The following is a 24,564-nucleotide window of genomic DNA, read 5'->3' as shown; positions in this document are numbered from 1 at the left end:
AGGCTCAGTCCTTGAAGAAGAACTTGGTCACTTCCTCGCGCAAGCGTGCGGGACGCAGCGTTTCGGAATCGATGCAGCACCAAGCGCTTTTCACTTCGGCGAGCACCTCTTCCCCGCGCTGGATCACGGTGGAGTAGAAGGCCCGCGCACCCTGCACCTTTTCGAGCACGGTGCTGGCGATAACCTCGTCATCGAGGAATGCCGGTTTGCGATAGGTAATCTCGTGCTTGAGCGCCACCCACGCCTTGCTCGCCACTTCTTCCGCAGGCGCGATCTTGTTCCAATGGGCAAGGACCGCGTCCTGTACCCAATTGAGATAGCGCGCATTGTTCACGTGACCCATGAAATCGATATCGGCGGGAATCACGCGGATCGGAAAGGCGAATGGTTTTGCTGACATGAGTGTCAGTAAAGCACGGAAAGGTTAACTTTGGAAGACTCTGGATTTGCCATTTTGCGCCCGTGACATTCCTGCCGCAAACCTGTGCGCGAAATGGCCAGCAAACCGCGCACACTCTACGAAAAGATCTGGGACGCCCACGTCGTCGAACGCCAGGACGACGGCACCTGCCTTGTCTATATCGACCGGCATCTGGTGCACGAAGTCACCAGCCCACAGGCGTTCGAGGCACTGCGGGTTGCCGGGCGAAAGGTTCGCCGTCCCGACCTGACCCTCGCGGTCCCCGACCACAACGTGCCCACCACGGCGCGCCTGGCAGCCGATGGATCGCGCCTCCCGATTGCCGATCCGCAAAGCGCGGCGCAATTGGCGGCGCTGGAGAAGAACGCGCCCGAATTCGGTATCCGCTACATCGATGCCGTCGCGCGCGAACAGGGCATCGTCCACGTCGTCGGCCCAGAACAGGGCTTCTCCCTGCCCGGCGCGACGATCGTGTGCGGCGACAGTCATACGGCGGCCCACGGAGGGATCGGCGCGCTGGCCTTCGGCATCGGCACAAGCGAGGTCGAACACGTGCTGGCCACCCAGACGCTCCTGCTGCGTCAGTCGAAAAGCATGGAAGTGCGCGTCGAAGGCGCTCTCTCCCCCGGCGTTACCCCCAAGGACCTTATCCTGCATATCATCGGCGTGATCGGGACCGCGGGCGGGACCGGCCATGTCATCGAATATCGCGGCAAAGTCTTCGAAGAGATGAGCGTCGAGGGACGCCTCACCGTCTGCAACATGAGCATCGAGGGTGGCGCCCGTGCCGGGATCATCGCGCCCGACGACACGGTCTTTCGCTATCTCGAAGGTCGACCCTATGCCCCCAAAGGCGAGGATTGGGATCGCGCGGTGGAATGGTGGCGCTCGCTCGCCACCGACGAAGGCGCGGTCTTCGACAAGAGCGTTGTCATCGACGCTGCCGATATCGAGCCCACGGTCAGTTGGGGCACCAGTCCGGAAGATGTGGTGGCGATTGGCGATACGGTCCCCTCGCCCGATTCCTTCGCGGATCCTTCCAAGCAGGACGCTGCGCGCAAGAGCCTCGATTACATGGGCCTCGAACCCGGCACACCGCTGGAAGATGTCGCGATCGAGAATGTTTTCATCGGCTCATGCACCAACAGCCGGATCGAGGATTTGCGTGCTGCCGCAGCGGTCCTAAAGGGCCGTACCAAGGCCGCAAATGTGCGCTGGGCCATCGCCGTGCCCGGATCCGGCCTCGTGAAGCAACAGGCCGAAGACGAAGGACTGGACCGCATTTTCACCGATGCCGGTTTCGAATGGCGTGAGCCGGGCTGTTCCGCCTGCCTTGCCATGAACCCCGACAAGGTACCGCCGGGCGAACGCTGCGCGTCGACCAGCAACCGCAATTTCGTGGGCCGCCAGGGTCCGGGCGCACGCACCCATTTGATGAGCCCTGCGATGGCAGCAGCCGCAGCGGTTGCCGGTCACCTCGTCGACGTGAGGAAGCTATCGGGCGGGTAGGGTCTTGCCCTTCCCCGCTCTCCCATCCATGAGACTGCCATGACCAAACTCCCCAAAGGCAAGGCCGCTATCGCAGGTGCGATCGGATCGGCCGCTATCGCCGCCGCGCTGCTCTATGCGAACAAGCGCCGCGAAAAGAAAAACCAGCCGAACCAGCCCGGCCCGATCCCTTCGGGGGAAAACCCCGAAACGGACTGATCGCCCAAGCGCAAGGAGCCCGCATGACAAAGACCAGAACCGCCCTGGCGGCCGCAGCGCTCGCCCTGGGCATCGCCGCCCCGGCAAGCGCGCAGGACGCAGCCGACGTGGAACTGTGGCGTCTGGATTGCGGCACCATCGAACTGAGCGATGCGGGCCCCTTCTCCGATACCCACCTTTACGACGGCGAACCGCGCACGCTCACCGACAGCTGCTACCTCGTCCGTAATGGCGAGAATTACCTGCTGTGGGATGCCGGCCTGCCTTCTGCGTTGAAGGGCACCAGCGTGACGCAAATGGTCTTCACGCTCAGCGTCGGAAAGACCATCGCCGAACAACTGGCCGAAATCGGCCTCGCCCCTGACGACGTCGATTTTGTGGGCGTCAGCCATTACCACGATGACCATATCGGGCAGGCTGCCGAGTTTGCGGGCGCAACCCTGCTGATCGGCCGCGGCGATGCAGAAGCAGTTACCTCGGGCGCGATGGAAGCGACCCGGGCGCAGCTCGCGCCCTGGCTTGCTGAAGGTGCCGAGGGAGAAACAATACACGTCGCATCGGACCACGATGTGTTCGGTGACGGTTCGGTTGTCATCAAGGGCATGCCCGGCCACACGCCCGGCCATTCGGTCCTGCTGGTCCGCCTTCCCGAGACCGGGAACGTCATGCTGACCGGCGATCTCTATCACTTCGAGGAGCAGGTAACGAACCGCGGCGTGCCCGCGTTCAACACCAACCGCGCGGATACGCTCGCCTCTTTCCACCGCTTCGACCAGATGGCCGAAAACCTCGACGCGACCGTAGTGATCCAGCACGATCCGCGTCACGTAAGCCGTCTCCCCGCATTTCCCGGGTCGGCAAAGTAATGGACAAGGTGACTGTCATTAACGGCCGTGCCATTCCGCTCGGCCTCAAGAACGTCGATACCGACGTGATCATCCCTGCCCACTGGCTCAAGACCGTCAGCCGCGAAGGGCTTGGCAAGGGCGCGTTCGAGACGATCAGACAGGCTCCCGGCAACCCTTTCGATGTCGAAGATTTCGCGGGTGCTCCGATCCTTATTGCGGGAGACAATTTCGGTTGCGGCTCCAGCCGCGAACACGCAGCGTGGGCAATGCTCGACATGGGACTTCGCGCCGTGATTGCGCCGAGTTTCTCGGACATTTTTGCCGGAAACGCATTCAAGAACGGCATCCTCGCCGTCGAATTGCCGCAGGAACAGGTCGACCGCCTGCTGGAAGTGGCAAAGACCGATCCCATCACGCTGGACCTCGAAAACCAGGTTGTGACAACGCCCTACCAGGATCGTTTCTCGTTCGAGATCGACCCGTTCCGCAAGCATTGCATGCTGGAAGGGCTGGACGAAATCGGCCTCACGCTGAAGCGCGACGAGGCTATCGAGACACACGAACAATCGCGCGCTGGCAGCCTCCCCTGGCTCGATGCGCCACAATCATATCGGAGAGACGCAGCATGAAAGCAGTATTGTCGAAGGAAACGGGCGGTCCCGAAACCCTTGTGGTGGAGGATATCGAAGCGCCCGCGCCCGGCAAGGGAGAGGTCCTCATCGACGTTGCCGCCTGCGCGATCAACTTTCCCGATACCCTGATCATCCGCGACATGTACCAGTTCAAGCCGCCGCGCCCCTTCGCGCCGGGCGGCGAAATCTCCGGCACCATCGAAGCGCTGGGCGAAGGCGTCGAAGGGTTTGCCGTAGGCGACAAGGTCATCTGCGGGGTCGGTAACGGAGGCCTGCAGGAAAAGGTCGCCGTTGCGGCTGCGCGCCTCTTCAAGGTGCCCGACGGCATCGATCTGGTGCAGGCAAGCGCGCTCTTGATGACCTACGGCACGACCATCCACGGCCTGAAGGATCGCGGCGACATCAAGAAGGGCGAAACCGTCCTCGTCCTCGGCGCGGCAGGCGGTGTCGGTCTGTCGGCGGTCGAACTGGCGAAGGCCTATGGCTGCCGCGTCGTCGCCGCCGTCTCGACCGAAGAAAAGGGCGAAGTCGCCAAGAAAGCTGGTGCCGACGAAGTGGTGATCTATCCGCGCGCGCCATTCGACAAGGACCAGTCCAAGGCACTTGCACAAGCGTTCAAGGACGCTGTCGGCCCCAATGGCGCGGACATCGTCTACGACATTGTCGGCGGCGATTACTCCGAACCGGCCTTGCGCTCGATCGCCTGGGAGGGCCGCTTCCTCGTGATCGGTTTCCCGGCAGGCATCGCGAAAATGCCGCTCAACCTGACGCTCCTGAAAAGCTGCGACATCCGCGGCGTTTTCTGGGGCGCTTTCACGGCCCGCGAGCCGGAACGCAACAACGCTAACATCGCGGAACTGTTCGACCTCTGGAAGGCAGGCAAGATCAACCCGCTGGTCAGCGAGACCTATCCGATCGAGCGCGCGCACGAAGCCATCGCCAAGCTGGAAAATCGCGGCGCGATCGGCAAACTCGTCGTGACAATGGACTGATCGGGCGTTCTCGCCCTTGCCCCTTTGCCTCCCGATACCTATTCGGGAGGCAACTTCTTCCAAGGGGATAGACATGACCGACTTCAAGGATCGCGAACGCGGCGAAGAATCCAAGTTCGCCTTCGACCAGGAAACCGAATTCAAGATTGCCGCGCGCCGCAATCGCTTGCTGGGCGAATGGGCAGCCGGCCTGATGGGCCTGACCGAAGAAGAGACCGATGCCTACAAGAAGGCCGTCGTCCAGGCGGATTTCGAGGAAGCCGGCGATGAAGACGTCATCCGCAAGCTGCTGGGCGACCTGACGGCTGCCGATTGCGATGTCAGCGAATCCGACATCCGTGCCAAGCTGGAAGAATGCTCGGTCGAGGCGCGCCGCCAGTTCATGAGCGACCAGAAGTAATCCGATGCCGATGAAGGCAGACGACATTGTCGCGCTGATCGAGGAGGCGCTTCCGGGCGCGGTCGTCGAAATGCGCGATCTTGCAGGCGATAACGACCATTGGGCGGCGAAGGTCACGGCCCCGCAATTTGCGGGCAGAACGCGCGTCGCACAGCACAAGCTGGTTTACGACGCACTTGGTGGCCGGATGGGCGGCGAACTCCACGCCTTGCAACTCACCACCCAAGCCCCCACCTGAATCCTCACCAGATTCACGTCAAAGACAAAGGCAGGGCACATATGTCCGATGTAAATTCACGCATCTCCGATCTCGTCGGCGGTAACGACGTCGTCCTTTTCATGAAGGGCACGCCGCTGTTCCCGCAGTGCGGCTTCTCCAATCGCGCGGTCGCTATCCTCGACCATTGCGGCGTCGCCTATGAAAGCGTCGACGTCCTGCAGGACATGGAAATCCGCCAGGGCATAAAGTCCTTCTCCGACTGGCCGACCATTCCGCAGCTTTACGTGAAAGGCGAATTCGTCGGCGGCAGCGATATCATGATGGAAATGTTCGAAGCCGGAGAGCTTCAGCAGATGATGGACGAAAAGCAGGTCGCCAAGGCCGAAAGCTGAAAACTCACCAGCTCTGAAACGGGTAAGGCCCGCCTGGGGGACGTCCAGGCGGGCCTTTTTTATTTGGTGTGAGGCGGATCGGAAACCAGGGAAGATCCGCCCCTCGAAGACCAAACAGTATGCGCACATATATGCAGGCCCCGTGCCAAAACCGCGCTTGCTAGGATTTCGGCGAACTCCGATGGTTAACGTCACGTCACGGTCTATCAACTATGTAAAAAAGTCCGACACACCGCCCGTTATAGCTTGGCAAGCGGTGGTACTCGCTGCACAACCTGAGCCAATGAACGCCGAGGCCGACACACCCGATCCAATCCCCGCGGCCACATTGGTGGTTTTCCGCAAGGGACGTGCGGCGCCGGAACCCGAGATCCTGATGACGATCCGTTCGCGCACCATGTCTTTTGCAGGGGGCATGGCCGTATTTCCGGGGGGCAGGGTCGATCCGGAAGACTATGAGCTCGCCGCCGAAATCTCGGGTCCTGCGGGCGATCCGGAGGAAACCGCGCACCGCATCGCGGCCATTCGCGAAACGCTCGAAGAAACCGGTCTCGCCCTTGGCTTGAAGGGGGCAATGGACGCGCAGCGCGCAGCGTCTGCCCGGGAGCTCTTGCTCCAGAAGCGTGCGCTGGGCCCTGTTCTGGAAGCGTTCGACCTTGCGCTCGACCTCGATGCGCTGACCCCGTTCGCCCGCTGGCTCCCGCTCGGACTTGCGCACAACCGGATCTTCGACACCATGTTCTACTTGGCGGATCTCGGCACGGGTGCGGTCGATATCGAAGTCGATGCGACCGAGAACACGCACCTGTTCTGGGTGAGCGCAGCGGAAGCGTTGCGCATGGCGGAGCGCGGCGACATCTCGCTCATCTTCCCCACGCGCCGTAACCTGGAGCGCCTGGCGCAATTCGCGACCTTCGACGAGGCCCGCGACCACGCCCGGCAAACCCCGGTTCGCGTGATCACACCCGAAGTGGTCGAGGAGGCCGACGGATCCTACCTCACCATCCCGGACGATCTGGGATACCCGGTCACCCGCGAAGAGCTGACAAGCGCAAATCGAAGCTGAAGGATTGGCGCGCCCGGCAGGACTCGAACCTGCTGCCTCAAGATTAGAAGTCTCGCGCTCTATCCAGATGAGCTACGGGCGCGCGCGGTTCAGCCCATAACGTGCCTTTGCGCGTGCGCCAATCGGGGATAGGCAGCGCTCTATGGATAAGCCCGATACACCCGCCCCCAGCCCGCCCCGCCGCTTTCGCTATTTCGACATCGTCATGGCGAGCTTCGTCGCAGTGCTATTGCTGTCGAACGTCATCGGCGCGGCGAAGCTTTCGACGGTCGCCGGTTTCACCTTTGGTGCAGGCATCCTGTTCTTCCCGATCAGCTATGTAATCGGGGACGTGCTGACCGAAGTATACGGCTATGCCAAGGCGCGCAGGGTCATCTGGGTCGGCTTCGCTGCCTTGATCTTCATGGCTTTCATGAGCTGGGCCGTCGTCGCCATGCCGCCGGCAGCGAGCTGGGACGGGCAAGCGGCTTATGAGAGCGTGTTTGGGCAAGTTCCGCGCATCGTGCTGGCATCGATCATGGCCTTCTGGGCGGGGGAGTTCGTGAACTCTTACGTCCTTGCGCGAATGAAAATCTGGACCAAGGGCAAGGCGCTGTGGAGCCGGACTATCGGCTCGACCGTGTTCGGGCAGGCGGTGGACAGCGCGATTTTCTATCCGGTGGCCTTCCTTGGCGTCTGGGACACGCGCGACGTGCTGATCGTGATGGTCACGAACTGGCTGCTGAAAGTCGTCTGGGAAGCCGTGCTTACTCCCTTTACCTACCTGGTCGTGGGAAAGCTGAAGGCGGCGGAAGGCGTCGAGGTGTTCGACACGGATACGGACTTTTCGCCTTTCGCGACCACCGGCAAGGACGCCTGATACGAAAGGGGCGGCCCGATGGACCGCCCCTCCCTCTCCCCCTTTTGAAAGGGTGCCTTAGAACTTCGCTCCGACGGCAACGCCATAACGGCGCGGGTCGAGAGTGAAGATATTGGTGAAGTTACCCGACGACGCGTCGGTTAGGTAGAGACCCGTGACCGAGTTGGAGTCGAAGATGTTCTGGACGAATGCCCGGACATACCAACGCTCGTCGGCAGAGTTCAGCTGTACCTGCGCATTGGCCTGCACGAACGGAGCGATGCGATTGACCGACCCGTTGAACACATTGCCGTATTGCTCGCCCGTCATCGCGATGTCGAGGCGGGGCACCAGCGTCATACCGCTGCCGAATTCGGCGGTGTACTGGACGCCGATCGAGGCCTTGTATTCGGGTGCCTGGGGCAGCTTGTTACCCTTCAGGTTCACCTCGACACCAGGGCTCAGGACCGACAGCGGTCCGAAGCTGTTGATCGCCGGTTGCAGCGGCGCGAGGTCGGGATTGACCAGCCCGATAGCGCCTGCAGCTGCCGCTTCGTAGATGCTGCAGATACCGAACGCGCCCGAGGAGGCGATACCGCCGTCAGCCGGGAATTCGCTCGTCCCCTGAAGCCCGAAGAACGGGTTCAGGAAGTTGACGAAGGCATCTGCCCCCGAACCGGTGATCGCGCAGAGCGATCCATTGCCGAGATCCTTGATGATCACGGCGTCGGGATCGCCGCCACCCGGGTCACGCGGATTGGAGAAGAACTGGTCGCCAGCAACCTCGGCATTAAGCCAACTGAGGTTCATGTTGATCAGCCAGTTGTAACTCGGCGAAATGATCGTTTCGAGTTCAAGACCCCAGATCTTTGCATCGATCGTATCGTTCACCGAAGTACGCGCGACGATGCGGCTGAGCTGGAGGCCCTTGTAGTCGTAATAGAAGCCGGTGAGGTTCACCTGCGCTGCGCCATCGAGGAAGGTGTTCTTCGAACCGATTTCGAAAGCGTCGATCTGCTCGGGCCCGAAACTCTCCTCGACCGCGAAGATCGGCGATAGCGGCGGGTTGATACCACCCGACTTGTAACCGCGCGAATAGGAGAAATAGAGAGTGTTGTCCGGACTGATCTCGTAATCCAGCACGGCGCGGCCGGTAATCTCGTTGAAGGAGACTTCGCGGGTCTGCAGCAACTGGTTGCCATCGGTTCCCGGATCCGCATCGAAACCGGCCACGAAGGGCGATGTGAACGGATCTGCCGTATTGGCAAACGGGTTCAGGAAACTCGCCAGGGTCGTGCGCGCTTCGACGGTTTTCTTGTCGTCATTGTAACGCAGGCCGCCGGTGAATTTCAGCCGGTCCGTGATGTCGAAATAGACTTCGCCGAAAATGCCGAAGCTCTCGAGCGAGAAGTCCGTCGTATTGTTCCGGTACATCGACGTCGCGAGATAGGACGGCGGCAACGGTGCGGGCGCATCGGTCACTGGATCGGTATTTGCAAACGCGGCGAATGTGCCGAGAATACCTGTGGCGTAGTCCAGTCCGAAAGCGTTCACATAGTAGCTGTTCTCGCTCACTTCCGACTTGGCGTAGATACCGCCGATGAGGAAGTTGAACGGCCCGTCGAGATCGCTCGACAGGATCGCCTCTGCCGACCACGAGGTCTGGTACTGGACGGACCTGTCGAAGCTGAGCGGCGCGTCCGAACAGATCGAGTTGCCTTCATAGACCCCGAAATTTTCATCATCATTGTCGGACGTACACAGCTGGCCATTCGGGCCGTTGGGAATGAGGGCGTCCGCAATCGGCGAGAAATAAGCGCTCGATCCCGGGATGAAGCCGAGGATTGCGCCCGTTCCCGGATCTGTGATCGGCACGCCATTGTCCGCGAAGAACTGCAGCGTGTTGAGACCGGTTGCATATCCGCTGCGGTCCAGAACGCCGAGGTTGTAGTCCTGGCGGCTGTCGACAGTGGTTTCCTGGTAGATACCCGTCAGCGACAGGTTCATCGATCCGATGTCCTGGTCGAGATGTGCCTGCAATTGCAGTTCGTCGGCAAAGTAGTCCGGCGTGAACGGCGTATTCACGACGCGCACATCGTCGGGCTCGTCGAAGTTGGCGAAGCCATCGGGGCCATAGACGCTGCCCAGGGCGAGCGAGTCAGGAAGGCCCTGGATCCTGAAGAGTTCCGCCGAGGTCAGGACCGATGCGAGGGTTGCGTTCGCATTGGCACTGTCAAAGTCGCGCCGCGAGTTGAGACAGCCGAGCACGCCGGTCGGGTCGCGCTGACAGGTCTGCTTCTGGATACGCAGGCGATCATCTTCCTCGTGGAAATAGAAGCCCATGAGGTCGATGGTGGTGGAAGCGGTGGGCTCGAAGCGGAGCGAACCGCGAATGGCGTACATGTCGCGCCCGTCGATGTTCGATCCGTCGTAGAGGTTCTCGGTATAGCCGTCGCGATTGAGGTAATAACCGGCAACGCGAACGCCGATGCTGTCGCCGATGGGCACATTGACCATGCCCTTGGCGCGAATGCTGTCGAAATTGCCGTACTCGAACTCTGCTGCAGCGCCGAAGCCCGATAGGTCGGGCTTGGCGGTGACGACGTTGACCACGCCCGAGGTTGCGTTGCGGCCGAACAGAGTGCCTTGCGGGCCACGCAGGACCTCGACACGTTCGAGATCGAAGTATTCCGCTTCGAACAGGCGGGTACCGAACAGCGGAGAACCGTTGACATGGATCGCGGTCGCCGCATCGCAGGTGACGCCGACGCAAAGGTCGCCGATCCCGCGAATGGTGAAGCTGGCGCTGGTGAAGTTGGACTTGGTGAACGAAACGTTGGGCAAGGTGAGCTGGAGATCGCTGGCGTTCTCGATCTGCTGCGCTTCGAGCGCTTCGGCATCGAAGGCGCTGACCGCGATCGGGACTTCCTGCAGGCTCTGTGCCTGGCGCTGCGCGGTCACGATAATGACGCGCGAAGGGTCGATATTTTCCGCGATGCCGGATTCGCTGTCGTCCCCAGTGACATCCTGTGCATAGGCTGGAACGGCGAGCGCACCCGCACAGATACCGGCCAGAAGGCCTGCTCTGATCTTCATAATCCCTCTCCTCATCCCTGGCCGCTCTGGAGGCGGCCTAGAAGAGAAAAGCTATCATGAAATCCTATGCAAGCAAGGTTCGGCGCACGATTGTTGCGCTGCAACAGCATTTTGCGATGGATATGTTGCGACTGCGAAAACTCGCAATTCACTTGGTGACGTTACGGCATGGCGACCTTACGGCACCTCAGCGCTAAAATGTCACGCTTCGAGCAAATCCTCGCTTCTGGCGATTTGCGCAATGCCTCGCCGCCCATCCGGGCTCCGTTCGAGCTGCACGACCACGTCGATGACGCTTGCGGCGTAGGCAATCGTGTCTTGCCGCGTGAGGCCGATTCCCGTCTGCATGACCATCAGCGCCAATTGCTCGAGAGCGCCGCGCAGGCTGTTTGCATGGATGGTCGAAAAGCTTCCCGGGTGGCCCGTGTTGATGGCTCGCAGGAAGCTGACGCTCTCCGCACCGCGCAACTCGCCCAGCACGATCCGGTCGGGCCTTAGCCGCAAGGCGGCCTGCAATAGCTCGTTGGCGGTAACCTTGGCCTCGCCCAGCTCACCTTTGACTGCGACCAGGCCGACACCGTTCGCGCCCGGCAGCTTGAGCTCTGGCGTATCCTCGACGAGGACGACGCGCTCCTGCTTTGGAATTTCGCCAAGCATGGCATTGAGGAAGGTGGTCTTACCCGTGCTGGTACCACCCGAAACGAGGATTGTGCGGCGCTGGCGCACGGCTTCGCGCAGGAAAGCGATCGGCTCCGCCTGCGCATCGGGGAGCTGTCCTTCTTCCCGCGGTGCAAGCGGCCCTGCATCATACGCATCGAGCGGGAGATCGAGCCGACGATGACGGCGAATGGCCATGGCCCAGTGCTTGCGCGCAGCGGGCGGACCGCAGAACTGGATACGCGCGCCATCAGGCAGTGTTGCGCCAAGCAAAGGGTGCTCGCGGTTGATGCCCTGGTGGCTGACCCGCGCCACCTGTTCCGCCAAGCGCTGGATCAGGCGGTCGTCGATGTCGGGACGCTCTACCTTGTGCATCCCGCCTGCAGCGGCATCTTCGACCCACACCTCACCCGGGCGATTGACCAGAATCTCGGTGACCGTGTCGCGCTCAAGCCACTCTGCGAAGGGCTTGAGATAGGCGTCGAGGTAGACGCTCCGCTCGCTTGCGGCATCAATCACCGGTGCTTCGTCCGTATCGGGATCGGCAAGGATGGGGTGGATATCCGCGGCCATGATCGATCGGGGCCCTCAGCTGACCTTCGAGAAGTCGAGATCGCGGGCGGTAAAGATGCGGATAGGCTCTCCCATCTTTACGCGCACCGTGGGGCCGCGCTGGCCGTCCTGCTGTGCAGCGGTGGAAGCTGCCGACTGGCTCGCCCCGCCAAGCACGATGCCGCCGGCTCCGCCAGTCGCAAGCGTGCCGAGGCCGCCGACCACCGAAAGCAGCATGGCAGACCCGAAGCGCTGGAAAAAACCGGCGCCCGAGACCTTGCCTTCGAGCCCGGTCGTGCCGTCGAAACCGATCGCTGGCGAGGCGAGGTTCACCGATGCCCCGTCGGGCCGGATGAGGCGCGTCCAGATGACATAGGCGCGTTTCTGGCCGTTCTGCATTCCGGACTGGTATTGCCCGATCAGGCGGCTGGAGCGCGGAACCAGCACCTTGCTGCCATCGAAGCTGCGCACGTCCTGGCTGACCACAGCGCGCACGAAACCGGGGACATTTGTGTCGATCGCGGTTTCGAGGATCGCGGGAATCAGCGTGCCTTGCGTGACGGTCGTCGAGGGATTGGTCATCGCCTTGGCTTGCGCAGGCGCACCGCCCACGCCGCCCACGCGGCTGGCAAAATCGGTCGCTGAATTGCCGCTGGCCGTTGCGCCACCGCTGGCCGCCTCTGCGGCGATTGCGGCAGCCGGTCCGGTGACGGCAGGACTGCCAGCATCGAAGACGATTGTCGGATTGCTGTAGGGATTGGGCCCGGCCATGGGCTGCGGCGCTGCGGCAAGCACGGGCGCGGGTGCAGGGTCAGCCATCGCGGCCTGCTGGTTGGCGGTCGGAGGTGCCACAACGACCGCAGGTGCCGGTGCAGCTTTCGCGGGAGCTGCGGCGGGCTGCGGTGCCTGCTGCCCGCCGATGCCCTGAGGTTCGGGCATCCGGGCTGCGCTCATGCTCCACAATGTGACGGCGCCCAGGCCTGCCACGATCGCGATCCCTGCTACCATGCCGAGCGCGTCGGACTTTCCGCCCGGTCGGGCGACGGCGGGGAAGGCATTGCGCTGGGCGAGGTCGATAACTTCCGCATCGGTTTCATCGCGCGGATCGAAATCGTTTGCCGCGCTGCTGTCGCCGGGTTTCTTCTCAGGTAGGCGCATGGCAAGACGCATCACTTCGTCTCCCTTTGGGCGAGCACGGCATCGCCGCGCTGCTGGGTCGTAGAGGCACGTTCGGGACCGGTATTCACCAGGGTCGCCGTGCGTTCGCCGGTGCGCAGGATGATCGCACGCGGTACACCATCGATGGCGATTGTGTTGCCACTGACGGTGTAATTCACCGGCCCCTCCTCACCCTTGCTGTTGGTAACGAGGATAGCAGGCACGTCGCGCCCGGCAGGCCACTTCAGATAGGTGGTTTGTCCATCGTCGAAAGCGCTGTCGGGCAAGAGCGAGGCTTCGCCCTCGCCGCTCCAGGCGAGATTGATGTCGGCCGGATCGAATGTCTGGGTAACAACTTCACCCTCAGTCGTAGCCGCATCGGCTTCGGCCAGCTGCGTGTCGGCAACGTCATCTTCCGGCTCGACCGGATAGTCGAAGCGCAGAACATAGAGAGGCTTGGCCGTCGGAGATGCCACGAGGTCGAACAGGTAGGTCCGCTTGCTGGTGACGACGGTCAGATTGGTCGCGGCGCGCGGCTCCAGCGGTTTGACGAAGAGGATGTTAGCACGCTTGTTGGGCGTGACCTGCCAGGTCGCCGAATTGCCGATCGCGACATTCTCGATAGTCTCGTCGTCACCGAAGACGATACTCGCCTGGACGTTGACGCGTCCGGGCACGGTGACGACGGAGTATTCGTCGTACATGACCTGCTTCAGCCGCGCATCGGCCAGCGCCGGGGTTGCGGTCAGGGCAAGGACAAGCGCGGTCAGAGCTGCGCGTTTCATGACGATTTCTCCGTTGAGGGTGCTGGACCGCGGGTCGGCGCAGGCTTGAACCGGCTGCCTATTCCCATGGTCCGGCTGGGTCCCGTCGTGGCTGACCCTGCCTGAGTATTTGCTGAAGCGGTCGCATAGACCTTGGTGTTGCGCACGCTGCCGGCTGCGGCCGAAGCGTCGTTGGCGGCAGGAGCGGTCGCTGTTGCCGAAATATCGATCCGGCGCGCCTGTTCGCTCGCCTGCGTGGCGGCCTGCGCAGCAACGAGGTGCGGCTGCCCGGCAGGAGCGGGAGCGGTTGCAGGTTGCTCGTCGCGTTCGGACTTGCCCGACGCAAGGCCGAAAACAGTCCAGCCTGATACCATGGCTCCTGCGACCTTCAGGACCAGCCCCATCAGTGCGACGTGTACCGCGCCGATCATGAAGAAGGCCATGCCCGCCTGCGCCGGAACGGTGCCGGGCGTTGCGGTGATCGACGAGAGGATCGGGACCGACAGTTCGAGCATGATGGACCCGCCCAGCACCGCGAACAGCGGCGCCAGAGCGCACATCACCAGGCCCTTGAGCCAGCCGACGAATAGCCCGCGCGTGCCGTGGAATAGCGCCAGCACCACGAATACCGGACCGATTGCGACAAGGATGCCAAGTGCGATCTTGGTCGTAACCAGGAGGCCGACCGTGCCGAGCATGAAAAGCATCGCGCCGAGCCACATCAACCCTTGCGGCGAGAATGCGGAGAAATCGGTGTTGCTGCCGCTCGCTTCCTGGATGGCGATGAAGACCACGTCGATTTTCTGGGCGAAGGTATCGGTGGCCGATCCTTGCGTGCCGGTGAGGACGCCTGCGAGGTAGTCGGGCGTTCCCACCGCCAGGTTCCAGACGACGCTCTGGTAGGCGACCCAACTTGTGGCAAAGGTCAACACCAGGCCTAGCGTCATCATGCGCGGCACAAGCGAGCGCACGCCGATATTGGCCCTGCCCGTCAGGAGGAGGAAGCCGAAAATCGCAATGTACAGCGTCAGCAGGATCGTCAGCGTGGTGCCAAGGGCCCCACCCGGCGCAAACAGGCGGCCGAACGCCATGGCCGACGCTTCGCCTGCCATGCAGTCGACACCGCGCAGGGCGGCGGCGACGCCGTTGCCGACCTGGTCCGTCGCTTGCTGGCAGGCTGCACTTGTCATTCTGCCGCAAGTCCCAGCTGGATGTCGTCATTATGGGCGCTGTCCTGCGCACCGCCCGGCCATGCCGATCCCGTCAAAGCGGGGAACCAGTCGGCGGGCGCATCGCCTATTGCTTCGCGAAGCAGGTCGAGGCGGCGAACCGAACTTTCGCGGCCCGACAACAGCGTGAGAACTTCAGGGGCGCCGGACAGGTCGAGGCGGACCACCACGCTTGCGTCGGGCTGGCGCACGAGGAAGCAGCGGCTGTGGGCAGGTAGGCTGCGGATCAGGGCCAATTCGTGGCTGGTGAGGCCGAAGCCGTCGCAATAATCTTCGGCCCGCGCACGGCTGTTGGGCATGAAGACCATGGTGGCCGTCTGTTCGACAAGTGCCGTCGAAATGCGGCTTTCCAGCGCATCGCGCGCGGATTGCGTCGCGAACCCGACCAGCGCATTGCGTTTGCGCAGCGTCTTGAGCCAGTCGCGGATGCGCGCAGCGAAGACCTCGTCGTCCAGCGCCTTCCAGCCCTCGTCGATCAGGATCATCGTGGGGCTGCCGTCCAGCCGCTCTTCGATCCGGTGGAATAGGTACATCATCGTCGGAGTGCGCAGCGCAGGATTTTCCAGCAGCGCCGTCATGTCGAAACCGAGTACCCGGGCGGACAGGTCCAGCCGGTCTTCCGCATTGTCAAACAGCCAGGCCTTCTCGCCTTCGCCGATCCAGGCCGACAGGCGGTCTGCCAGATCGCCCGGCTGGGGCCGCTTGCTGCCGGAGAGCAGCTCCTTGAAATGCCGCAGGCGGCGAAGCGAAGGGTCGTTCGCATAGGCCGCATCGACGGCGTGGGCGATCGTCGCTTCCTCTTCCGGACCGTTCGCGCCGAGCAAAACACCCAGCCAGTCGCGCAGGAACGCCTTGTTGGTCGGCGTATCCGGCAGGCCCAGCGGATTGAACCCGGTCGGCTCGCCAGCGCGGATACTGTCGTAGCGTCCGCCGATGCCGCGCACGAACAGTTCTGCGCCGCGGTCCTTGTCGAAAAGGACGGTGCGCGGTTTGAACTTCTGAGCCTGCGCGGCGAGGAAATTCATGACCACGGTCTTGCCCGAGCCGCTCGGCCCGATGACCGAAAAATTCCCAAGGTCGCCGTGATGGAAATTGAAAAAGAACGGCGTGGCGCTGGTGGTTTCCAGCAGGGTGACGGCATCGCCCCAGTGATTGCCCTGCGCCTGTCCGAGCGCAAAGCCATGCAGAGAACCGAAGCTCGCCATATTCGCGCTGGAGATCAGGGCGCGGCGCACGAGATAGCTCTCGTTGCCCGGAAACTGGCCCCAGAAAGCTGGTTCGAGGTTGGTATCCTCGCGGACCGCAATCGCCCCGGTATCGGCAAGCGCTGCGCTGCATGCCGCTGTCGCATCGTCGAGGCGGGCGAGATCGCGCTCTTTCACCATCACGGTGAGGTGGTGGTCGCCGAAGCCCACAGCCCCGTTGCCCAGCGCATCACGTGCCGCCATCATGTCGGCCCGTTCGGCCATGGCCTCTTCGTCGGCCGATTTCAGGCGCCGAATAGACAAGTCCATCCGTTCGCGCGCGGTCTGGCGCTCGGCCGGGGCATAGCTTTCGCACACGACCATTTCGAACGGCAGGCGCAGCAGGCCGTCGAGCAGGCCCGGGCTGGTCGCTTCCGGATAATCCTTGAGGCCCAGGATGGCTGCGAAATCGGGCGATCCGGATCCGCGCAGTTCCATCGCGTCGAGACCGAAGCTGACGCGGCGATAGGGGAGCATGTGTCCGATATCGACGTCGTCCGCAGGCTTGCGCACCGGGCGCATCTCGCCGTTGTAGAGCGCGGAAAGCAGCTCCAGCATTTCGGAATTGGTATTGCCCTGTGCGCCGACATAATCGGCTAGCGGCACTGCGCCGTAGGCCTGCAGCGAAGCGATGAGCCCTTGTGCTGCAGCACGCAGGCTGCGCAGGTCCTTGGGATCGGCTTCCAGCCGGTCCTTGCGACCTTTAAGGCGCTTGGACACCTTTTCGGCCCAACCAGCCTTCCCGCGTGCTGGACGGCGGATCAGCGTGATAAACTGGTCGTTGACGAACAGCTGGCCCGAGCCAAGCCGCTCTTTCCAGCGCGCATCGATATGGCGGCTGATGGGATCGGGAAATTCCGCTTCGAGGTCGATCGAAACGCGGCGCCGGATGACGTGATGATAAAGCACGAAGCGCGCGTCGAGCGTGGAACGCAGCACCACCTCTCTCGTCGCGGCATGGGCGTTCAGTGCCTCGCTATCCTCGGTCTCGAACAGCAGTCCGGGGACCTGGATTGCGGTCATCACGCTGCCATCGCGCAGCAGGACGGTATTTTCGTCCACCATGCGCGAATACGGCAGGCGGTCGCCCGCCTTCGCTTCCCGCGCGCTCCACGAGGCGGGGCCGATCCACTTACGGTCACGCGGCATAGCTGTTGCACCCCCAGCGCTTGTAATTCTTCACGCGCGGGCACTTGCTGACCTTGGTCATCCAGAGGTCGAAAATCCGCGGTTCGCGCAGGCAGGCGAAATAGCCCACGCCATGCATAACGAGCGCGGCGAACAGCGCCCAGAAGCTGCCCGTGATGAGGAATATCTCGGTCGTCACCACCCCGTTGATGATGAAGTAATTGAACGTCACGCCGGCAAACATCTGCGGCCGGGTGAGCGCCTTATGGACGGGGTGGCGGACGAGCGCGGTCATGTCAGCCTGCCGCCACGCCCTGGATACCGGCAACGATCGAGGCCGCGCCGAACAGGATGAACACGCCGATGATCACGGTTGCGCCAAAGCGCCAGTTCAGGCGACCGGTCAGCATCATGAAGCCGACGGCAGCGACAGCCATGACGGCGACGGCGGTCGCGACATTGCCGAGCAAGGTGCCCTGCAGCCACGACAGCGCATTGACGATCGGGCCCGAGCCTGCAGGGTCTGCGCCCTGCGCGAAAGCGGCGCTCGGCGAGAGCAACATGGCCAGTGCGGCCGAGCGGGTAACAAGCGATTTCAAGTCGGATTACTCCCGTGAATGATCTGCAAGGCGGCCCATGATCGAGGCCACGTAAAGTTGTGTTTCGCGAATGCGCGGTACGCCGCCTGCGCGCTCCACGCGTCCTGGACCGGCGTTGTAGGCAGCGAGCGCTTTTTCCAAATCGCCGTCGAAGCGATCCAGCTGCGCTCTCAGGTAACGCGCCCCGCCTTCGAGATTGGCGAAAGGATCGCGCGGATCCACGCCCAGTTCGCGGGCCGTCGCGGGCATCAGCTGTGCGAGGCCCTGGGCACCGGCAGGCGAAACGGCGTCGTGCCGCCAGCGGCTTTCCTGCCAGACCATCGCCTCGAGGAGCGATTGCGACAGGTCGAAGCGCTGCGAAAGCTCGGCTATCTTGGCGCGGTAGATTTCCGGCACGCCCGCCGAATGCGCAGCGGGGTCGGCGATGGCATGGTCGGGGATGGCAAGCCCTTCGGGAACCGGCTCATTGCCATCGGCCGGGATGATGAACTGGTCGGGCGCAGCTTCTGTGGCGGCGCGTTCGCCGGCTATCCAGCGCGCTCCGTCAGCATCGATCTCCATGACATCCGCCTTCACCGGGAAAGCGGCGAATGCTCCGCCTACGCAAATCGCGTGGAGCACCCATCGTGTACGAATCATCGTCGAACACCCTCCGTGCGGCCCCTCTGAAGACCTTACATGACACGAGGGTGACAAGAAGCTGAATGCCTGGGGAAAACTCTTTCCCCAAAGAAAAAGCCCGCTCTCCGTAGAGGAAAGCGGGCGTCTCGGTGGTGTTCCGTCGGCCTAGCGGCTGGCCAGCGATGCGAAGCCGCTGGTGCGTCCTTCCTCGATCATCGCCAGGCCGCGACGCGCGAGCACACGCGAGTCGACCCATGATCCATCAGCGGTCTCCAAGCGATAACGATCATCCAGCCGGGCGGCCTGCTGGAAGCGTTCACGGGCGCCCTCATGCTGCCCGAGCCGCGCCAGAGCGACCCCGTGATTGATGAGCCGCGCCGGATCCTGCGCATCGGCGCCCGACTGCGCTTCGAGCACTTCGAGAGCACCGGCGGGATCCCCGGCCACCAGCTCTTCATAACCGATATTATAGCTCGGCTCGGCGTTGGAAACGACTTCGATCGGGCCGCTACCCATGACCAGAAGCGCTGCTGCGACGGCGAAGGACATCTTTTCTCTCCCACTCTTTCTTGAGTGGCTTTTTGAGCGAAGATTTCAGCGACTGCAACAAAACCGTAACATTGTCACAAATCTGCAATGCCTGGCGAAATCCGCCGCGACTGCACCGGTCGGCGGTGAAAGCTGTTGAAAGTGCAACATAACGGTCACGAAGCGTCACAAACTGTCACACGCCGCTCCTAGCTGGCGAGTCGCGATCACGAATTCGCAATTCGAAATTCATCCGACTCATCCGGTTTTTGAGGGGACCGTACCCGTGACCAATATCCATCGCTCGCTCGTCCTGGGCTGCTCTGCCATCGCCCTGTCCGCATGCGGCGCCGACGAAATCGTTTCGCCCGGCACCGGCGGCAACATCACGATCAACAATCCGCCGGCGACGCCTGCTCCCACCCCGACCCCGACGCCGCCGCCGTCGACCGTGACGCCGGCAAACGGCTGCCCGACGATCAGCGACCCGCAGGGTCTGACCGATGAAGGCACGATCACGGGCCCGACCGGCGAATACCGCGTCTGCACGCTGCCCTCGCGCATCAACGCCAGCATCACCCTGCCTTATATCGAAGGCCTGCTCTATCGCATGAACGGCCGCGTCGACGTGGGCACCGACGGTGGCCCCGCTCCCGACGCGAGCGACGGTCTTTCGGATACCGACGTTGAACTGACCATCGAGCCGGGCGTGATCATCTATGCCTCGGGCTCGAGCTTCCTCAACGTCAACCGCGGCAACACCATCCAGGCGAACGGCACGGCCACCCGCCCGATCATCTTCACCAGCCGCGACAATGTCATCGGTATCAATGGTGCGAACTCGTCGGGCCAGTGGGGCGGCGTCGTCCTTTCGGGCCGCGCTCCGGTCACCGATTGCATCGCTTCGGGCGCTACGCCGGGCAGCGTCAACTGCGAACGCCAGGTCGAAGGTGCAGCCGATCCGGCCATCTTCGGCGGTGCGACCCCGGGCGACAGCTCTGGCAGCATGAAGTTCGTCCAGATCCGCTATTCGGGCTTCGTCCTTTCGGGCGACAACGAACTTCAGTCGCTGACCACTGGCGGCATCGGTTCGGGCACGACGCTGGAAAACATCATGAGCTACAACAGCTCGGATGACGGCGTCGAATTCTTCGGCGGACGCGTGAATGTGAAGAACATGATCGTGGTCGGCGCAGAAGACGACAGCATCGATACCGACACCGGTGTGAAGGCAAACCTGCAATATGTGATCGCGATCCAGCGCCCGGGCGCCGGCGATACGATCATCGAAGCCGACTCCGACAATGCCTTCAACGATTCGACACCGCGTCAGGACACGCGCATTTCGAACGCGACCTTCGTTCACCAGAAGGCCGACGATCAGGTCATCCGCATCCGCGGCTTTGCGGACTACCGCATTGCCAACTCGGTCGTGGTTTCGGCAAACGACACGCCTTGCCTGCGCATCGATGGCCAGGAAGAGCTGACCCGCACCACCGGCCCTGACGAAGCCGGTCCGGTCGCTTTCGACTCGCTGGTCCTCGACTGCTCGGACCCGTTCCGTGACAGCTCGGGCGCGACCGACGCCGAAATCGCCGCCGTGTTCGACGCTGGCACCAACAACAACTCGGCCTTCATCAACACGCTTTCCATGCTGTTCGTGAACGGTTCGAACGAAAACGCCGTGCCGGTCTTCGATGTGACCGTATGGTCGAGCTTCTTCGAGCTGCCGAGCAACATCGGCGCGGCCTTCCCGGGCAACGATACTTGGGTGAACGGCTGGACCTGCAACTCGGCGACGGTGACGTTCGATAACGCCGTGTCGGGCTGCGACAGCCTGCCGGTCTACAACTGATCGCACAAACTGGGCGGGGTCGGCGCATTCACGCGCTGTCCCCGCCCTCACTTCTTTCGAGGCCAACGCCTCCACCTGTTTCGACCTAGTCTTCAAGGGGGTCATCAAATGTCCACTGGCAAGCAGCTGGCAGGGCTGCTCCTGCTTTCAACCGCCCTCACCTTCCCGGCAGCCGCTCTGGCGCAGAGTACCGGCGCCGAAGGCCCGCCACCGACAGAAGCAGAGGTGCCGGATGAGGCGCTGACCGACGATATCGACGACGCGAACAATACCGTTCCCGGCGACATTTCCGACGTCGAAGAACAGGCCCAGCCAGACATTTCGGTCCCCGGCGGTTCGATCATCGTCACCGGTCGGCGCCAGCGCGACGTGACCCGCTCTTCCAGCCAGGTCATCACCGTCCTCGATACAGAAAGCATCGCCCGTACCGGCGAAGGCGATATCGCGGGTGCGCTCGGCCGCGTGACCGGCCTGTCGACCCAGGGCAACGGTCTCGTCTACGTCCGCGGCCTTGGCGATCGCTATTCGCTTGCCTTGCTCAACGGCCTCCCCCTGCCCTCCCCGCAGCCGCTCAGCCGCGTGGTGCCGCTCGACATCTTCCCAACCAGCGTTGTCGCATCCAGCCTGGTCCAGAAGACTTATTCCGCGAACTTCCCGGGCGAATTCGGCGGCGGCGTGATCAATCTGACCACTCGCGCCATCCCGACCGAAAGCTTCGTCACCGTGTCCGCTTCGATCAGCGGCGATAGCGAGACGACCTTCGGCCCGGGCTACACCTACTACGGCGGCGACTACGACTGGACCGGTTTCGATAACGGCCGCCGCAAGGTTTCCAATTACGACGCGCTGCAGGGCTTCTTCGACAGCGGTGCGCGTATCGGCGACGACGATGTCGACCTGCAGGGTATCCTTGGCGATTTCAACGATCCCAACCTTATCCTTCTCCAGAAGGGCGACCTGCCGGTCAATTTCTCCGGCGGCATTACGGCCGGCACGGCGTTCGATGTGTTCGAGGACGGACAGTTCGGCGTGATCGCCACAGCATCGCTCAGCAACAAATGGCGCAACCGCTTCATCACGCGCCAGACGGCGGTCAACGAGGCGCTCGATCTCGACACCGATTTCGACCAGTTCGTGACCGACAACCGCATGCTCGCAAACGCTATGCTCGGCTTCGGGCTGGAAGTGGGACAGCACAAGTTCCGCCTCACCAATTTGTTCATCCACGATACGCTGAAGCGCGCCTCGCTCGCCCGCGGCATCGACTTCCAGGATGATGACGAAGAAATCGTCCAGGACACCTCGTGGTTCGAACGCCAGCTGTTCAATACGCAGGGTGTTGCAGAACTCGAGTTCGGCGATCTCTCGATCGACCTTCGCGGCGGCTTTGCCCAGACCAAGCGCGAGGCTCCGTTCGAGTACGAATTCACCTATGTCCGCACCAACAATGCGAACGACCCGCTCGGCGGTGTCTTCCTCAACACGCTCGACCCGCAGCGCGGCGGCGCAATCGTGGCCTTTTCCGACCTCAAGGAAGACCTCTATTACGGCGGCGCCGATGTCAGCTATTTCTTCGCCGACTGGCTGAGCGCGACCGTGGGCTACGCCTACACCGACACCAGCCGTTTCTCGACGCGGCGCGAGTTCGATATCCGCGCCTCAAGTGCCTATCCCGACGCATTCGGCGCATTCCGCCCGGACAATCTCCTGGGCGATGCACTGATCGCTCTCGGCTTTGATCGCGAAGCACAGGAAGCGGCAGGCATCGGCCCGTTCGAATACAACATCTTCGAGACAACCCAGACCGATCCGGCCTTTGCGGCCGACCTGGAAATCCACGCCGCCTATGCGAAGCTGGCGATCACGCCCTTCGATGTCGTCGCGCTGGATATCGGCGTTCGCTACGAAGATGCGGACCAATCCGTGCAGGCTGTCGAAGTGTTCGCGGAACCTCTCGGCTCCACCAGCGGCACCTCGCTTTCGAACGATTACTGGCTGCCTGGCGGTACGCTAACCTGGGAAATCAGCGATGACCTGCAGTTCCGCGCCAGCGCATCGAAGACGATCGCACGGCCCCAGTTCCGCGAACTGATCTTCCAGACCTATTTCGATCCGGAAACGAACCGCCAGTTCAACGGCAACCCTCGCCTGGTCGACAGCGAACTGATCAATGCCGAGGCGCGCCTCGAATATTACTTCGGCGCAGGCAGCCGCATCAGCGCGGCGGGCTTCTACAAGGATATCGAGAACCCGATCGAGGTCTTCACCAGCTTCTCGGACAACGACATTATTTCAGGCTTCGCCAACGCCCCCAAGGCGCAGCTTTACGGCGGTGAGGTCGAGTTCCAGTGGAATTACGATCTCTACGATCTGGGCGAATGGTTCGACAGCAAGCGCTTCGTCGCGATTGCCAACTACACCTACACGCAATCGGAAATCTCCGTTGCCGATGATGACATCGCTTCCGTCTTCCCGTTCGCAGACCAGCCGGCGACGAATTTCTTCGACGACGGCGTGCCGCTGACCGGACAGTCGGATCACATCGTCAACCTGCAACTGGGCCTCGAAGACCTCGACCGTCTCAGCCAGTTCACCGTGCTGGTGAAATACGCCAGCGAACGTGTGACGAGCCGTGGTGCAGGCCCCCTGCCCGACATCATCGAGGAGCCCGGACTGCAGCTCGATTTTGTGGCCCGCCAGGGCGTCGAATTCCTCGGCAGCGAGCTTGAACTCAAGTTCGAAGCGCGCAACCTGACGGGTACCGATCACGAGGAATTCCAGACCAATGGCGAGACACGCATCGACGTGAACAGCTATCAGGTCGGCCGCAGCATCAGCCTCGGTGCCTCGCTCAAATTCTAGGAACGCCAGCTCCCAACGGAAAAGGGCCGCTTCTCGATATGAGAGGCGGCCCTTTTCTCTTATCCGGTCGCCGATCAGTGGCTGTCATAGACGTAACCCAGCGACCTGACTGTGCGGATGGGTTCGCCCGCACCTGCTGCGCGCAGGGCGCGGCGCAAGCGGCCGATCCACACGTCCACCGTTCTTTCGTCGATCGGCGGTTCCTGCTTTCCGAGCCCCTCGATGAGGTCGTCGCGCGAAAGGACGCGGTCCGCATTTTCCGCGAAGTAGCGCAGCAGGCGGAATTCGTTCGGGCGTAGCGATATGGGCTTGTCCGCCCAGCGGGACTGAAGCGCATCCATGTCGATCTCCAGCTCGCCGAGGGTAAAAGTCTTGAGCGCTGCCGTTCCCGAGCGCCCTGTTCCCAAGGCCAGTACCCGATCGAGCACCGTGGTGCGGTCAACCGGGCCAACGATATAGTCATCCGCCCCGGCAGCCAGCGCGCGCCGCTTGTCTTCTGCATCGCAGCTTTCGAGGATCATCGTGATATGGGCCGAAGATGTACGAGGATCGGCCCGCAGGCGGCGGCACATTTCGAGACCGGACATGTCCGTGAGAACCCAGTCGATGAAGGCGCAGATCGGCCCCTCGATCAGGCGTCCGGGCCCGGCAGGCGTCAGGCGCCCGAAAACATATTGCACATCGCCATGGTCGAAATCGCCGAAGACGTCCCCGTCTTCGCCGGTCATCAAGATAGTGGTTACGCTCACCCGCGA

At 62.5% G+C, this 24,564-nt stretch carries 24 protein-coding genes and 1 tRNA gene; 12 read left to right on the top strand and 13 right to left on the bottom strand.

Annotation, left to right across the window (positions count from 1 at the left end):
• Positions 1-4: 4 nt before the first annotated feature.
• Positions 5-400 carry an acyl-CoA thioesterase gene (locus LCM24_RS09265; RefSeq protein ID WP_090481811.1) on the bottom strand — a complete coding sequence of 132 codons (396 nt, stop codon included), beginning with the start codon at positions 398-400 and terminating at the stop codon, positions 5-7.
• A 93-nt stretch (positions 401-493) separates the two neighbouring features.
• Between LCM24_RS09265 and leuC the strand changes: the two genes are divergently transcribed.
• From leuC to LCM24_RS09220, 9 genes are all read left to right on the top strand, one after another.
• Positions 494-1,930, top strand: a complete 1,437-nt coding sequence (gene leuC, locus LCM24_RS09260) for a 3-isopropylmalate dehydratase large subunit (protein ID WP_224803758.1) — start codon at positions 494-496, stop codon at positions 1,928-1,930.
• 39 nt (positions 1,931-1,969) lie between these two features.
• Complete coding sequence (locus LCM24_RS09255) at positions 1,970-2,128, top strand: isopropylmalate isomerase (RefSeq protein WP_090481808.1); 159 nt, start codon at positions 1,970-1,972, stop codon at positions 2,126-2,128.
• A gap of 23 nt (positions 2,129-2,151) precedes the next feature.
• Positions 2,152-2,994, top strand: coding sequence for an N-acyl homoserine lactonase family protein (locus tag LCM24_RS09250; RefSeq protein ID WP_224803757.1), 843 nt, complete (start codon positions 2,152-2,154; stop codon positions 2,992-2,994).
• Complete coding sequence (gene leuD / locus LCM24_RS09245) at positions 2,994-3,605, top strand: 3-isopropylmalate dehydratase small subunit (protein ID WP_224803756.1); 612 nt, start codon at positions 2,994-2,996, stop codon at positions 3,603-3,605. The genes LCM24_RS09250 and leuD overlap by 1 nt, the downstream gene beginning before the upstream one ends.
• Positions 3,602-4,600 (top strand): NADPH:quinone oxidoreductase family protein, encoded by a 999-nt coding sequence (locus tag LCM24_RS09240; protein ID WP_224803755.1) that lies wholly within the window; start codon positions 3,602-3,604, stop codon positions 4,598-4,600. Before leuD ends, LCM24_RS09240 begins: the two co-directional genes overlap by 4 nt.
• 73 nt (positions 4,601-4,673) lie before the next feature.
• A complete protein-coding gene (locus tag LCM24_RS09235) occupies positions 4,674-5,000 on the top strand; it encodes a DUF1476 domain-containing protein (protein ID WP_224803754.1) in 327 nt (108 codons plus the stop codon).
• Between the two features lie 4 nt (positions 5,001-5,004).
• Positions 5,005-5,238, top strand: coding sequence for a BolA/IbaG family iron-sulfur metabolism protein (locus LCM24_RS09230; RefSeq protein WP_224803753.1), 234 nt, complete (start codon positions 5,005-5,007; stop codon positions 5,236-5,238).
• 41 nt (positions 5,239-5,279) lie between these two features.
• On the top strand, positions 5,280-5,612 hold the full coding sequence (grxD, locus tag LCM24_RS09225; RefSeq protein WP_090481791.1) for a Grx4 family monothiol glutaredoxin: 333 nt from the start codon (positions 5,280-5,282) through the stop codon (positions 5,610-5,612).
• Between the two features lie 283 nt (positions 5,613-5,895).
• Entirely contained in the window at positions 5,896-6,678 is a 783-nt protein-coding gene (locus LCM24_RS09220; RefSeq protein ID WP_224803752.1) for an NUDIX hydrolase, read from the top strand.
• A 5-nt stretch (positions 6,679-6,683) separates the two neighbouring features.
• On the opposite strand, the gene LCM24_RS09215 is transcribed toward LCM24_RS09220, so the two are convergent.
• Positions 6,684-6,760 (bottom strand) — tRNA-Arg (locus LCM24_RS09215).
• Positions 6,761-6,820: 60 nt separating this feature from the next.
• Here LCM24_RS09215 and LCM24_RS09210 point away from each other — a divergent pair.
• Positions 6,821-7,537 carry a queuosine precursor transporter gene (locus LCM24_RS09210; protein WP_224803751.1) on the top strand — a complete coding sequence of 239 codons (717 nt, stop codon included), beginning with the start codon at positions 6,821-6,823 and terminating at the stop codon, positions 7,535-7,537.
• Positions 7,538-7,594: 57 nt separating this feature from the next.
• On the opposite strand, the gene LCM24_RS09205 is transcribed toward LCM24_RS09210, so the two are convergent.
• The 10 genes from LCM24_RS09205 to LCM24_RS09160 form a co-directional block, all read right to left on the bottom strand.
• Positions 7,595-10,612, bottom strand: coding sequence for a TonB-dependent receptor (locus tag LCM24_RS09205; RefSeq protein WP_224803750.1), 3,018 nt, complete (start codon positions 10,610-10,612; stop codon positions 7,595-7,597).
• A gap of 201 nt (positions 10,613-10,813) precedes the next feature.
• Positions 10,814-11,842 (bottom strand): P-type DNA transfer ATPase VirB11, encoded by a 1,029-nt coding sequence (virB11, locus tag LCM24_RS09200; protein WP_224803749.1) that lies wholly within the window; start codon positions 11,840-11,842, stop codon positions 10,814-10,816.
• Positions 11,843-11,857: 15 nt separating this feature from the next.
• On the bottom strand, positions 11,858-12,991 hold the full coding sequence (locus LCM24_RS09195; protein ID WP_224804927.1) for a TrbI/VirB10 family protein: 1,134 nt from the start codon (positions 12,989-12,991) through the stop codon (positions 11,858-11,860).
• The gene (locus LCM24_RS09190) at positions 12,991-13,764 is read right to left on the bottom strand and encodes a TrbG/VirB9 family P-type conjugative transfer protein (protein WP_224803748.1); all 774 of its coding nucleotides are present in this window, start codon (positions 13,762-13,764) and stop codon (positions 12,991-12,993) included. Before LCM24_RS09190 ends, LCM24_RS09195 begins: the two co-directional genes overlap by 1 nt.
• A complete protein-coding gene (locus LCM24_RS09185) occupies positions 13,761-14,933 on the bottom strand; it encodes a type IV secretion system protein (protein WP_224803747.1) in 1,173 nt (390 codons plus the stop codon). The genes LCM24_RS09190 and LCM24_RS09185 overlap by 4 nt, the downstream gene beginning before the upstream one ends.
• The gene (locus LCM24_RS09180; RefSeq protein WP_224803746.1) at positions 14,930-17,365 is read right to left on the bottom strand and encodes a VirB4 family type IV secretion/conjugal transfer ATPase; all 2,436 of its coding nucleotides are present in this window, start codon (positions 17,363-17,365) and stop codon (positions 14,930-14,932) included. Before LCM24_RS09180 ends, LCM24_RS09185 begins: the two co-directional genes overlap by 4 nt.
• Entirely contained in the window at positions 17,355-17,639 is a 285-nt protein-coding gene (locus LCM24_RS09175) for a type IV secretion system protein VirB3 (protein ID WP_090478181.1), read from the bottom strand. The genes LCM24_RS09180 and LCM24_RS09175 overlap by 11 nt, the downstream gene beginning before the upstream one ends.
• Before the next feature lies 1 nt (position 17,640).
• The gene (locus tag LCM24_RS09170) at positions 17,641-17,943 is read right to left on the bottom strand and encodes a TrbC/VirB2 family protein (RefSeq protein ID WP_224803745.1); all 303 of its coding nucleotides are present in this window, start codon (positions 17,941-17,943) and stop codon (positions 17,641-17,643) included.
• Between the two features lie 6 nt (positions 17,944-17,949).
• Positions 17,950-18,582: a lytic transglycosylase domain-containing protein gene (locus tag LCM24_RS09165; protein ID WP_224803744.1), complete on the bottom strand. Its 633-nt coding sequence runs from the start codon at positions 18,580-18,582 to the stop codon at positions 17,950-17,952.
• A 147-nt stretch (positions 18,583-18,729) separates the two neighbouring features.
• Positions 18,730-19,113: a hypothetical protein gene (locus tag LCM24_RS09160; protein WP_224803743.1), complete on the bottom strand. Its 384-nt coding sequence runs from the start codon at positions 19,111-19,113 to the stop codon at positions 18,730-18,732.
• A 265-nt stretch (positions 19,114-19,378) separates the two neighbouring features.
• On the opposite strand from LCM24_RS09160, the gene LCM24_RS09155 reads away from it, so the two are divergent.
• Together LCM24_RS09155 and LCM24_RS09150 are read left to right on the top strand one after the other, a co-directional pair.
• The gene (locus LCM24_RS09155) at positions 19,379-20,947 is read left to right on the top strand and encodes a hypothetical protein (RefSeq protein ID WP_224803742.1); all 1,569 of its coding nucleotides are present in this window, start codon (positions 19,379-19,381) and stop codon (positions 20,945-20,947) included.
• A 108-nt stretch (positions 20,948-21,055) separates the two neighbouring features.
• Positions 21,056-23,809, top strand: coding sequence for a TonB-dependent receptor domain-containing protein (locus LCM24_RS09150; RefSeq protein ID WP_224803741.1), 2,754 nt, complete (start codon positions 21,056-21,058; stop codon positions 23,807-23,809).
• Between the two features lie 74 nt (positions 23,810-23,883).
• Here the strand turns inward: LCM24_RS09150 and LCM24_RS09145 are convergent, their stop codons facing one another.
• Positions 23,884-24,558, bottom strand: coding sequence for a response regulator transcription factor (locus LCM24_RS09145; protein WP_224803740.1), 675 nt, complete (start codon positions 24,556-24,558; stop codon positions 23,884-23,886).
• Positions 24,559-24,564: the final 6 nt, after the last annotated feature.

It is taken from the genome of Qipengyuania aquimaris, assembly GCF_020171965.1.
Lineage (GTDB): Bacteria > Pseudomonadota > Alphaproteobacteria > Sphingomonadales > Sphingomonadaceae > Qipengyuania > Qipengyuania aquimaris_A.
This window is presented reverse-complemented; position numbering and strand designations above follow the sequence as displayed.